Here is a 12,227-nt window from a genome sequence, read left to right as displayed (position 1 = left end):
GCTAGGCGTAAACCCACCAATGCCCTATACCTCGGCCCGGAGTTACATCTCACACGAACGAACCCCCCGTCCCGGGAACCGGGACGGGGGGTTCGTCAGTGACTAACCCTCAGTGACGAGGATGAGATCAGCTCTGGCCACCGGCCAGCTTCTCGCGCAGCGCGGCGAGCGCCTCGTCCGAAGCGAGAGCGCCGGAGCCCTCGTCGCTGCTGGAGGAGTACGAGCCACCGGCGGCGGCGACGACGGCCTCGCCACTCTCGGCAGCGGCCTCGGCGTCGGCCTCACGGCTCTTGATGACCTGGGCCTGGTGCGCCTCGAAGCGCGACTGCGCCTCGGCGTACTGGGCCTCCCAGGCCTCACGCTGCTTCTCGAAGCCCTCGAGCCAGTCGTTGGCCTCGGGGTCGAAGCCCTCCGGGTAGATGTAGTTGCCCGCGTCGTCGTACGAGGCAGCCATACCGTAGAGGGTCGGGTCGAACTCGGCCGCGGCGGCGTCGCCACCGAGGGCCTCGTTCGCCTGCTTCAGCGAGAGGCTGATGCGGCGACGCTCGAGGTCGATGTCGATGACCTTGACGAAGATCTCGTCACCGACCTGGACGACCTGCTCCGGGATCTCCACGTGGCGCTCGGCCAGCTCGGAGATGTGGACCAGGCCCTCGATGCCCTCGTCGACGCGCACGAACGCACCGAACGGAACGAGCTTGGTGACCTTACCGGGGACGACCTGACCGATCTGGTGCGTCCGGGCGAACTGCTGCCACGGGTCCTCCTGGGTCGCCTTCAGCGACAGGGAGACGCGCTCGCGGTCCATGTCAACGTCGAGAACCTCGACGGTGACCTCCTGGCCGACCTCGACAACCTCGGACGGGTGGTCGATGTGCTTCCAGGACAGCTCGGAGACGTGAACGAGACCGTCGACGCCACCCAGGTCCACGAAGGCACCGAAGTTGACGATCGAGGAGACGACGCCGGAGCGCACCTGGCCCTTCTGCAGGGTGGTGAGGAAGGTCTGACGGACCTCGCTCTGGGTCTGCTCCAGCCAGGCACGGCGGGACAGGACCACGTTGTTGCGGTTCTTGTCCAGCTCGATGATCTTGGCCTCGAGCTCCTTGCCCACGTAGGGCTGGAGGTCGCGGACGCGGCGCATCTCGACCAGCGAAGCCGGCAGGAAGCCACGGAGGCCGATGTCGAGGATGAGACCACCCTTGACGACCTCGATGACGGTACCGGTGACGATGCCGTCCTCTTCCTTGATCTTCTCGATCGTGCCCCAGGCGCGCTCGTACTGTGCGCGCTTCTTGGACAGGATCAGACGACCCTCCTTGTCCTCCTTCTGGAGAACCAGGGCCTCGATCTCGTCGCCGACCTTGACGACCTCGTGCGGGTCGACGTCGTGCTTGATCGAGAGCTCACGGGAGGGGATGACACCCTCGGTCTTGTAACCGATGTCGAGGAGAACCTCGTCACGGTCGACCTTCACGATGATGCCCTCGACGATGTCGCCATCGTTGAAGTACTTGATGGTCTCGTCGATCGCCGCGAGGAACGCTTCCGCGTCGCCGATGTCGTTGATCGCGACCTGCGGGGTGGTGCTGACAGAGGTGTCGGTGGGGCTCGTCATTAGGAAAAGGGCTCCGGTACGGACAAGAAGTCGTAGGTAATGCCACGCGGAGGGCCCGTATCGCTCCCACCGAAAGCCGGACAGCCAAGAACACGGCTCACCATTCTGATGATCAGAAGGTGTCCGTCTTGCGACCGTGGGGTCTTCGACAGATGCGAGCGCGACCTGCTCCGTCCGAGGCGCGCAGGCCCGCAGCGCAACTTGTAGCATACGGGGCCAGCCCGGCACGGTCAACGCCGAACTGGGCGAGACGGTGGAGGTCGGGATGGATCAGGCCATATCCTCCGACTGCGCATCTCGCGATGGCAGCCGCAGGGGCCTCGCCCCGGATGCCACGGTCACGACCCGGTACCTTGCGGCTCCGGTTTCGCGACAGCAGCGCTTCCGCACCCCATACCCTACGCGACGGGCTCTATCACCTTGGCCACCACCCCCACCTCCGACCCGGACGATCTTGTTCCCGCCGACCTGCCCGCCGAGGAGGAGGACGACGCCCTCCGCCGGGACGCCGAGGCCGGTGAGTCCAGCCGGGCCAGCCGGCTCTGGTGGGACCGGAACGCCGACGAGTACCAGGACGAGCACGGCGAGTTCCTCGGCGACGACCGCTTCACCTGGTGCCCCGAGGGCGTGGACGAGGCCGAGGCCCGGCTGCTCGGCCCGGCGGAGTCGCTGCCCGGCGCCCGGGTGCTGGAGATCGGCTCCGGCGCCGCCCAGTGCTCGCGCTGGCTGGCCGCCCAGGGCGCCGTCCCGGTCGCGCTCGACATCTCCTACCGCCAGCTCCAGCACTCCCGCCGGATCGACCTCGGCCGGGGCGCCGAGCCGATCGCGGTGGTGCAGGCCGACGGCGCGGTACTGCCGTTCGCGGACGGCTCCTTCGACCTGGCCTGCTCGGCGTACGGGGCGGTGCCGTTCAGCGCGGACACCGCGGCACTGATGCGCGAGGTGCACCGGGTGCTGCGCCCGGGGGCGCGCTGGGTCTTCTCGGTCACCCACCCGATCCGCTGGGCCTTCCCGGACGAGCCCGGCGAGGAGGGGCTGACCGCCTCCTCCTCGTACTTCGACCGCACGCCGTACGTCGAACAGGACGCCGAGGGGCGGGCCACCTACGTCGAGCACCACCGCACGCTCGGGGACCGGGTGCGCGAGCTGGTCGGGGCCGGGTTCCGGCTGCTGGACCTGGTCGAGCCGGAGTGGCCGGAGGAGCTGGAGCAGACCTGGGGTGGCTGGAGCCCGCTGCGCGGCGAGCTGTTCCCCGGGACGGCGATCTTCGTGGCGGAGCGGGGCTGACCGATGCGCTCCGTCGGGCTCGAACTGCCGGTCCGTACCGCTGTGCCCGCCCTCCAGCGGGCCTTGGCCGACCACGGTGTCGCCGTGCTCGCGGCGCCGCCCGGGACGGGCAAGACCACCCTGGTGCCGCTGGCCCTGGCCGGGCTGGTCGACGCCCTGCCGGGGCCGGCCCGGCGGGTGCTGGTGGCCGAGCCCCGGCGGCTCGCGGTGCGGGCCGCCGCCCGGCGGATGGCCTGGCTGCTGGGCGGCCAGGTCGGCGAGCGGGTCGGCCTGACGGTCCGCGGAGAGCGACGGGCCGGGCCTGACACGGTGGTCGAGGTGGTCACCACCGGCGTGCTGCTGCAACGCCTGCAGCGCGACCAGGAGTTGACCGGGGTCGACGTGGTGGTGCTGGACGAGTGCCACGAACGTCACCTGGACGCCGACACCGCGCTCGCCTTCCTGCTGGACGTCCGGGCCACCCTGCGGCCCGAGCTGGGCATCGTCTGCGCCTCGGCCACCTCGGACACCGCCGCCTGGGCCGAACTGCTCGGCGGCGCAACGGTGGTGGAGGCGCACGGCGTCGCCCATCCGGTCGAGGTGGTCTGGGCCCCACCGCCACGCGGCGTGAAGCCGCCGCAGGGCACCAGGACCGACCCGCTGCTGCTGGAGCACGTGGCCGGGACGGTCCGGCGGGCGCTGGCCGAGCGGGACGGGGACGTGCTCTGCTTCCTGCCCGGCGTCGGCGAGATCGCCCGGGTGGCCGGACAGCTGGGCGGGTCGGTGGAGGTGCTGCAACTGCACGGGCAGGCGCCGCAGGCCGTGCAGGACGCCGCGCTCTCGGTCGGCACCGGACGACGGGTGATCCTGGCCACCTCGGTCGCGGAGTCCTCGCTGACCGTGCCCGGCGTCCGGGTCGTGGTGGACTCCGGGTTGGCCCGGGAGCCGCGGACCGACCACGCGCGCGGCCTGGCCGGGTTGGTCACCGTACGGGCCTCGCTGGCCGCCGGGCGGCAGCGGGCGGGGCGGGCCGGGCGGGAGGCGCCCGGGGTGGTCTACCGGTGCTGGGCCGAGGCCGAGGACGCCCTCGCCGCGCCCTTCCCGACCCCGGAGATCGCGCAGGCCGAGCTGACCTCCTTCGCGCTCCAGGCCGCCTGCTGGGGCGATCCGGACGCCGCCGGCCTCGCGCTGCCCGACCGGCCGCCGGGCGGCGCGATGACCGCCGCCCGGCGGGTGCTGACCGGCCTCGGCGCGGTGGACCACGAGGGCCGGGCCACCGCACGCGGCCGGCGGATCGTCCGGAGCGGGCTGCACCCCCGACTGGCGCGCGCCCTGCTGGACGGCGCCGAACTGGTCGGCGCGCGCCGGGCCGCCGAGGTGGTCGCACTGCTCTCGGAGGAGCCGCCCCGGACCTTCGGCGACGACCTGTCCGAGGTCTGGCGCCGGGTCAGGTCCTCCTCCGAGGACCCGTACGCGCGGCGCTGGAAGGACGAGACCCGGCGGCTGCGGCGGCTGGTGGACGCTCCCGACACCGGCCCGGGGGACGCCAGGGCCGCCGGTCTAGTGGTGGCCCTCGCCTACCCCGAGCGGGTGGCCCGGGCCCGCGGCGTGAACGGCCCCCACCTGATGGCCGCCGGGACCGCCGCCGAACTGGGCACCGGCTCACGGCTGGCCGGCACGGAGTGGATCGCGGTCGCCGTCGCGGACCGCCCGGCCGGTTCCCCGTCGGCGCGGGTCAGGCTGGCCGTGGCGCTGGACGAGGCGACCGCCCGGCAGGCCGGGGCCGCCCTGCTGACGGAGCGTGAGGAGGTCGAATGGTCGGTAAGGCTAGGTGAGTTGACGGCCCGTCGGGTCTCGGCGCTGGGCGCGATCGAGCTCGCCGCGACACCGCTCACCGAGCCCGACCGCTCGCTGGTGCGGGCCGCCCTGCTGGACGGGCTGGCCCGGGAGGGCGTGGGCACGCTGCTGCGGTGGACACCGGACGCGGTCTCGCTGCGGGACCGACTGGCCTTCCTGCACCGGGAGTTGGGCGGCTCCTGGCCCGACGTGAGCGATGCCGCACTGGCCTCCGGCGACTGGCTGGAGCCCGAACTCTCCCGGGCCCGGCGCCGGACCGATCTCGAACGGATCGACGTGGCCGGGGCGTTGCAGCGCCTGCTGCCCTGGGCGACCGGCGAGGCCGGACGGCTGGAGGAGCTGGCGCCGGAGCGGATCACCGTGCCGACCGGCTCGAAGATCCGGGTGGACTACTCCGGGGACCGGCCGGTGCTGGCCGTCAAACTCCAGGAACTCTTCGGCTGGCAGGCCGCCCCGGCCCTGGCGGGCGGCCGCGTGCCGCTGACCGTCCACCTGCTCTCCCCCGCCGGCCGCCCGGCCGCCGTCACCGGCGACCTGGCCACCTTCTGGCGCGAGGGCTACAAGGCCGTCCGGGCCGACCTCCGCGGCCGCTACCCACGCCACCCCTGGCCCGAGGACCCCACCACCGCGGAGCCGACCCGCCGGGCCAACCCGCGGCGCTAGGAGCTGGGCAGGGGCTCACGTTGCACTACCCAGGGGCTCGGGGAACTGCGAGGAGATCTGGCGCCGGGGTCACAGACGGAAGTTCCTGACCGCACACGCACGTTGAACGCTCCTGAGGTCGGCTCCGCCCACGCGGCGGAGCCGCACATCAGCAGAGCCCCGGCCCCTGGTGGTCAGTGCGCGGCCTCTTCCCAGTTGGGGCCGACGCCGACCGAGACGTCGAGCGGGGCGCGGAGCGGGTAGGCGCCGGCCATCTGCTCCCGGACCAGTGCCTCCACCCGCTCCCGCTCCCCCGGTGCGAGTTCGAGCACGATCTCGTCGTGGACCTGGAGCAGCATCCGGGTCTTGAGCCCGGCCCCGACCAGCGCCTTGTCGACGTTCAGCATGGCGATCTTCACGATGTCCGCGGCGGAGCCCTGGATCGGCGCGTTGAGCGCCATCCGCTCCGCCATCTCCCGCCGCTGCCGGTTGTCGCTGGTGAGGTCGGGCAGGTAGCGCCGCCGCCCGAGCAGGGTCTCGGTGTACCCGATCGCGCGGGCCTCCTCGACCACCCGGTGCAGGTAGTCGCGGACGCCGCCGAAGCGCTCGAAGTAGGTGTCCATCAGGCCCTGCGCCTCGCCGGGCTTGATGCCGAGCTGCTGCGAGAGCCCGTACGCCGACAGGCCGTACGCCAGCCCGTACGACATCGCCTTGATCTTCCGCCGCATCTCGGCGTCGACCGCCTCGGGCTGGACGTCGAAGACCTGGGAGGCGACCGTGGTGTGCAGGTCCTCGCCGGACTCGAAGGCCTCGATCAGGGCGGTGTCCTCGGAGAGGTGGGCCATGATCCGGAGCTCGATCTGCGAGTAGTCGGCGGTGAGCAGCGCTTCGTAGCCCTCGCCGACCACGAAGGCGCGGCGGATCTGCCGGCCCTCCTCCGTCCGGACCGGGATGTTCTGGAGGTTCGGGTCCTGGGAGGACAGCCGGCCGGTGGCGGCGACCATCTGGTTGAAGGTGGTGTGGATCCGACCCTTCGGCGAGACGGTCTTGAGCAGACCCTCGACCGTGGTGCGCAGCTTGGCCTGGTCCCGGTGGCGGAGCAGGATGACCGGCAGCTCGTTGGTGGTCTGGCCGGCCAGCCACATCAGGGCGTCGGCGTCCGTGGTGTACCCGGTCTTGATCTTCTTGGTCTTGGGCAGGGCCAGCTCGCCGAACAGGATCTCCTGGAGCTGCTTGGGCGAGCCGAGGTTGAACTCGTGCCCGGCGGCGGCATGCGCCTCTCCGACCACCCGCTGGATCTCGGCGGCGAACTGCGACTCGATGGTGGTGAGCCACTCGCGGTCGGCGGCGATGCCGGTGCGCTCCATCCGGGCCAGCAGCTCGGCGATCGGCAGCTCCATCTCCTGGAGCAGCCCCGTCGCGCCGACCTGGGCGAGCCGGGTCTCGAAGAAGGCCGCCAGATCCAGCACCGCCCGCGCCTGGGCCATCAGCGCCTGGGCGCCGGCCGTCGGGTCGTGCTCGGGGGCGTCGAAGGAGAGCTGGCCGCTCTCGGCCACCTCGGCGGGGGCCAGCGAGCGGGCCAGGTACTCCTCGGCCAGCACGTCCAGGGTGAAGGTGCGGCGGCCCGGCTTGTCCAGGTAGGCGGCCAGCGCGGTGTCGGCGACGATGCCGCGGATGGTCCAACTGCGCTCGGCGAAGGCCCGGATGACCTGCTTGGCGATGTGCAGCGCCTTGGGCCGGTCGGCGTCGGCGAGCCAGTCGGCGAAGGCGCGTTCGTCCTGCTCGGTGAGCTGGGTGGGGTCGAACCAGGCGGCCGTCTCACCGGCGGCCAGCGCGATCTCGCCGACCTCGCCGGTGCCGAGCGACCACTGGTGGATGGCGGCGACCGCGATCAGCTCGGCGGGCCGCTCGGCCAGCCAGCCGGCCAGCGCGCCGGGCTCGGTGAGGAGCGTGCCCTCGACCGCGACGCCGGGGGCGGCGGCGACCTCCTGGGCCAGCTCGGCACCGGCCGGGTCGACGCCGTAGACCCGCTCGCGGAAGTTGGGGTTGCGGAACTCCAGCGACTCCAGCAGCTGGCCGACCGCCTCGCGGTCGAACGGGATGCGGACCAGCTCGGGCACGCCGAGCGGGAGTTCGACGGTGCGGACCAGCTCGGTGAGTACCCGGTTGCGCTTGACCGAGTCGAGGTGCTCGCGGAGCTTCTCGCCGATCTTGCCCTTGACCTCGTCGGCCCGGGAGACCAGCTCGTCGAAGGAGCCGAACTGGTTGACCCACTTGGCGGCGGTCTTCTCGCCGACCCCGGGGATGCCGGGGAGGTTGTCCGACGGGTCGCCGCGCAGCGCCGCCAGGTCCGGGTACTGGGCGGGCGTCACGCCGTACTTCTCGGTGACCTTCTCCGGCGTGTACCGGGTGAGCTCGGAGACGCCCTTGGTCGGGTAGAGCACGGTGACGTGCTCGTTGACCAGCTGGAGCGCGTCCCGGTCGCCGGTGACGATCAGCACCTCGAAGCCCTCGGCCGCGGCGGCGGTGGCCAGGGTGGCGATGATGTCGTCGGCCTCGAAGCCCTCGACGGACATCCGGGCGATGTGCATCGCGTCGAGCAGCTCGTGGATCAGGCCGATCTGGCTCTTGAACTCGTCCGGCGTCTTCGCCCGGTTCGCCTTGTAGTCGGGGAACTCCTCGGAGCGGAAGGTCTTCCGGGAGAGGTCGAAGGCGACCGCGAGGTGGGTGGGCCGCTCGTCCCGCACCGTGTTGGCGAGCATCGAGGCGAAGCCGTAGATCGCGTTGGTGGTCTGGCCGGTGACGGTGGAGAAGTTCTCCGCGGGCAGCGCGAACCAGGCCCGGTAGGCCATCGAATGCCCGTCGAGCAGCATCAGCCGGGGCCGGTCGCCCGCACCGGCGCCGCCCGGCGCGCCCTTGTCTGCACTCTGCGTAGCCACGTCAACGTCCGTTCCTGCCGATTGCTCTGCCGATGACCGATCCTATGGCCCGCCGCCGACAACCTGCCGCCGCCGCGAGCGGCGGTCGTACCATCACGGGAGCACGCGACCCCACCCTCGAACGGCAGGAGCACCATGACCGACGCGGCCCCGATCCTGAACGTCCCGCAGGACGTCCTCGATCACTTCGCCAAGCTGGGCGTCGACCCCGCCACCTTCTCCGGCGGCCACCTCGGTGACCGGCTCGGCATCAAGGTGGTGGAGGCCAGCGGGGACCGGGTGGTCGGCACCATGCCGGTGGAGGGCAACCAGCAGCCGTACGGGCTGCTGCACGGCGGGGCCTCGGCCGCGCTGGCCGAGACGCTGGGTTCGATCGGCGCGATGCTGCACGCGGGCCCCGGCCGTTACGCGGTCGGCGTGGACCTGAACGCGACCCACCACCGGTCCGCCACCTCGGGGTTGGTGACCGGGGTGGCCACCGCGGTGTTCAAGGGCCGGACGGCCGCGACGTACGAGATCGCCATCACCGACGACACCGGCAAGCGGATCACCAGCTGCCGGCTGACCTGCATGCTGCGGGACCTCTAGGCCCTGTCCGCCGCCTGTCCGCCGCCCCCTTGTTTGACCGCTGCCGCCGCTGGGCAGGCCCTGGTCCAGACGAGGGGGCGGCGGCATGTCCGGGGGTGGACGGCGGAGCGAGGGTCCTGGCGGCAGCCTGGGCCCGGTCGAGGCCGGGCCGGGGACGGTGCCACCGGCCGTGGCCGAGGCGCCCCGCCGCAGGCTGACGCGTCGTCAGCTGTACGCGCTGGCAGGGCTCCTGCTCGCGGTGGCCACCCTCACCACGCTCCGCGGCGGACCCTCCCGGCCACCGGCCGGCGACCCACCGCCGTACCCTTCACGGGTGACCGCCTTCAGCTACGCGGGGCCCGACCGGGACGCGGTCCCGGGAAGGCGCGACTTCGCACTCCGGGTGATCTTCGCGGTCAGCGGAGCGCAGCCGGTCGACCTGCTCGCGGTGCGCCAGGGGTACCCGGGGCTGACCGTCGCGGTGCGTCGCGGTCTGCCGTACAGCGTGATGCCTGGTCAGAGCGCTCCGCTGGAGGTGGAGTACGCCGTCGAGGACTGCGCGGCCGCGCCCCGCGACGCGGGGCTGCCATACCTCGATGTAACGCTGCGTAATCCGCGCGCAATCCAGACTCTCAGCCAGATACTGGGCGACCGCTACGCCGCCGACCTGTCCAGGAACCTGCATATCGCCTGCCCGGATTCCGATATCCGGACATCAGCGCCCGAGGATACCTCCCCGGACGGCGGCGTCCGATAATCGGAGAGATCCGTCATCACCTGCCGATTCCGTTGGTTTCACTGCTCCGTGGCCCCTGATGCCCTCTAGCGCATGGTGTCCGGTGAGGAGAGACTGATCAGTATGTGAGATTACGTCGGCATGCCTCATAACAAGAGAATCACAGCATGCCCGCACCCCTGCCAGAGGCGCCGATCACGTTCTAGAGTCACGGCCAGTCACCGCGCCAACGGATCGGGCCTGGCCCCAGCGCGCGACCCGGCACCCCGCCTCCTCCGGCCTGGTGCTTTCCTCAGAAAGGGACCCCTCGTGCGTAATCGTTCACTGCTTGTCGTGAGCATCGCAGTCGCCGGCGCGCTCTCCCTCTCCGCCTGCGGTTCGCGCGGCGAGAAGAAGGCCGAAGACGGTGCGGCCGGTTCCACCACCGTGACCATCGGCGTCGACGCGCCGCTCACCGGCGACCTCTCCGCCCTCGGCCTCGGCATCAAGAACTCGGTGGACCTGGCCGTAAAGCAGGCCAACGCCAAGAACGAGGTCCCGGGCGTCAAGTTCGAGATCAAGGCCCTGGACGACACCGCCAAGCCGGCCCCCGGCCAGCAGAACGCCACCAACCTGGTCGCCGACAAGACCGTCATCGGCGTGGTCGGCCCGCTGAACTCCAGCGTCGCCCAGTCGATGCAGCAGATCTTCAACGACGCCAACCTGGTGCAGATCTCCCCCGCCAACACCGGTGTCGCGCTCAGCCAGGGCGAGGCCTGGGCCTCCGGCAAGAAGGCCCGCCCGTTCAAGTCCTACTTCCGCACCTCCACCACCGACGCCGTGCAGGGCCCGTTCGCGGCCCAGTACCTGGTGAACGAGGCAGCGAAGAAGAAGGTCTTCCTGATCGACGACCAGAAGACCTACGGCGCCGGCCTCGCCGGTACCTTCAAGGGCGAGTTCACCAAGCTCGGCGGCACCATCGTCGGCGAGGAGCACGTGAACCCCGACGACCGCGACTTCAACGCGATCGTCACCAAGGTCAAGTCCTCCGGCGCCGAGGCGATCTACTACGGCGGCGAGTACCCGGCCGCCGGCCCGCTCTCGCTCCAGCTCAAGGAGGGTGGCGTCAACATCCCGCTGATGGGCGGCGACGGCATCCAGAGCGCCGACTTCATCAAGCTCAACCCGAAGAGCCAGGGCGACCTCGCCACCTCGGTCGGCCTCCCGGTCGAGCAGCTGCCCTCCGCCGCGAAGTTCATCGCGGACTACAAGGCCGCCGCCTACAAGGACGCCTACGAGACCTACGGCGGTTACTCCTACGACAGCGCCTGGGCCATCATCCAGGGTGTCAAGGCCGTCGTCGCCGCCAACAACGGCAAGCTGCCGGCGGATGCCCGCGCCAAGGTCGTGGCGGCCGTCCAGGCCGTCTCCTTCGAGGGCGTGACCGGCAAGGTCTCCTTCGACGAGTACGGCGACACCACCAACAAGCAGCTCACCGTCTACGCCGTCAAGGACGGCACATGGGCCGTGGCCAAGTCCGGCACCTTCGCCGGCTGAACCTGATCGGCCGGGCGACCGGCTGACGGTTCGTCAACTCCTGAACAACCCGCGCGGGGGCGCCACGAGCGCCCCCGCGCACCCACATCCACCCCCACACGCGTACCACGCGCGCACTACGGAGGCCGAGCGGTGCACGAACTACCGCAGCAGCTGGCCAACGGCCTGATCCTGGGAGCCCTCTACGGGCTCGTCGCGATCGGCTACACGATGGTCTACGGCATCGTCCAGCTCATCAACTTCGCCCATGGCGAGATCTTCATGGTCGGCGGCTTCGGAGCCCTCACCGCCTTCCTCGCCCTGCCCGGTGGCACCAGCCTGTGGATAGCCATCCCCCTGATGCTGCTGGCCGGCATCCTGGTCTCGACCCTGGTCGCCGTCGGCGCCGAGCGGTTCGCCTACCGGCCCCTGCGCGGCGCCCCCCGGCTCGCCCCGCTGATCACCGCCATCGGCCTCTCGATCGTGCTGCAGCAGCTGGTCTTCTCCTTCTACCCCGACGCCAAGAAGGCCCGGGTCTTCCCGAAGATCCCCGGTGACCCCTTCGAGCTGGTCGGCGTCACCATCCAGCGCAGCGACATCTTCCTGATCATCGCGGCCCCGCTCTGCATGGTCATCCTCGGCTGGTTCGTCGCCAAGACCCGCTCCGGCCGGGCCATGCAGGCCACCAGCCAGGACCCGGACACCGCCAAGCTGATGGGCATCGACACCGACCGCATCATCGTGATGGCCTTCGCCATCGGTGCCGCGTTCGCCGCCGTCGCCGCCGTCGCCTACGGCCTCCGCACCGGCCAGGTCGACTCCCGGATGGGCATCCTGCTCGGCCTCAAGGCGTTCACCGCCGCCGTCCTCGGCGGCATCGGCAACATCTACGGCGCCATGCTCGGCGGCCTCGCCCTCGGCCTCACCGAAGGACTCGCCACCGCCTACATCCAGCACGTCCCCGGCATGGAGCTCTTCGGCGGCGCCGCCTGGAAGGACGTCTGGGCCTTCGTACTCCTCATCGTCGTACTGCTCGTCCGGCCACAGGGCCTGCTCGGCGAGCGCGTCGCGGACAGGGCGTGACCAC

8 protein-coding genes are annotated in these 12,227 nt (G+C 71.3%); 6 read left to right on the top strand and 2 right to left on the bottom strand.

Annotation, left to right across the window (positions count from 1 at the left end; all coding sequences use genetic code 11):
• Window positions 1-127: 127 nt before the first annotated feature.
• Complete coding sequence (gene rpsA, locus ACKUU6_RS25115; protein ID WP_407990824.1) at window positions 128-1,618, bottom strand: 30S ribosomal protein S1; 1,491 nt, start codon at window positions 1,616-1,618, stop codon at window positions 128-130.
• Between the two features lie 420 nt (window positions 1,619-2,038).
• Here rpsA and ACKUU6_RS25110 point away from each other — a divergent pair, with 420 nt between their 5' ends.
• Entirely contained in the window at window positions 2,039-2,905 is an 867-nt protein-coding gene (locus tag ACKUU6_RS25110; protein ID WP_407990823.1) for a class I SAM-dependent methyltransferase, read from the top strand.
• Window positions 2,906-2,908: 3 nt separating this feature from the next.
• Window positions 2,909-5,404: an ATP-dependent helicase HrpB gene (gene hrpB, locus ACKUU6_RS25105; protein WP_407990822.1), complete on the top strand. Its 2,496-nt coding sequence runs from the start codon at window positions 2,909-2,911 to the stop codon at window positions 5,402-5,404.
• A 173-nt stretch (window positions 5,405-5,577) separates the two neighbouring features.
• On the opposite strand, the gene polA is transcribed toward hrpB, so the two are convergent.
• A complete protein-coding gene (polA, locus tag ACKUU6_RS25100; protein ID WP_407992234.1) occupies window positions 5,578-8,256 on the bottom strand; it encodes a DNA polymerase I in 2,679 nt (892 codons plus the stop codon).
• 201 nt (window positions 8,257-8,457) lie between these two features.
• Between polA and ACKUU6_RS25095 the strand changes: the two genes are divergently transcribed.
• The 4 genes from ACKUU6_RS25095 (at window position 8,458) to ACKUU6_RS25080 (ending at window position 12,223) form a co-directional block, all read left to right on the top strand.
• Window positions 8,458-8,910, top strand: coding sequence for a PaaI family thioesterase (locus tag ACKUU6_RS25095; protein WP_407990821.1), 453 nt, complete (start codon window positions 8,458-8,460; stop codon window positions 8,908-8,910).
• 313 nt (window positions 8,911-9,223) lie between these two features.
• Window positions 9,224-9,646 (top strand): hypothetical protein, encoded by a 423-nt coding sequence (locus ACKUU6_RS25090; protein WP_407990820.1) that lies wholly within the window; start codon window positions 9,224-9,226, stop codon window positions 9,644-9,646.
• 288 nt (window positions 9,647-9,934) lie between these two features.
• Window positions 9,935-11,161: a branched-chain amino acid ABC transporter substrate-binding protein gene (locus ACKUU6_RS25085; protein ID WP_407990819.1), complete on the top strand. Its 1,227-nt coding sequence runs from the start codon at window positions 9,935-9,937 to the stop codon at window positions 11,159-11,161.
• A 132-nt stretch (window positions 11,162-11,293) separates the two neighbouring features.
• A complete protein-coding gene (locus ACKUU6_RS25080) occupies window positions 11,294-12,223 on the top strand; it encodes a branched-chain amino acid ABC transporter permease (RefSeq protein ID WP_407990818.1) in 930 nt (309 codons plus the stop codon).
• Window positions 12,224-12,227 lie beyond the last annotated feature (4 nt).

The sequence above is a fragment of the Kitasatospora sp. CMC57 genome (assembly GCF_045866025.2).
Classification (GTDB): Bacteria; Actinomycetota; Actinomycetes; order Streptomycetales; family Streptomycetaceae; genus Kitasatospora.
Note: the sequence above shows the minus strand (reverse complement) of the source record. Positions and strands in the feature narration are given on the sequence as shown.

Excerpts from the sequence above, each read along its gene's own strand:
- rpsA (WP_407990824.1), bottom strand. The coding sequence starts at position 1,618 with ATGACGAGCCCCACCGACACCTCTGTCAGCACCACCCCGCAGGTCGCG.
- hrpB (WP_407990822.1), top strand. The coding sequence starts at position 2,909 with ATGCGCTCCGTCGGGCTCGAACTGCCGGTCCGTACCGCTGTGCCCGCC.
- polA (WP_407992234.1), bottom strand. The coding sequence starts at position 8,256 with ATGCTGCTCGACGGGCATTCGATGGCCTACCGGGCCTGGTTCGCGCTG.
- ACKUU6_RS25095 (WP_407990821.1), top strand. The coding sequence starts at position 8,458 with ATGACCGACGCGGCCCCGATCCTGAACGTCCCGCAGGACGTCCTCGAT.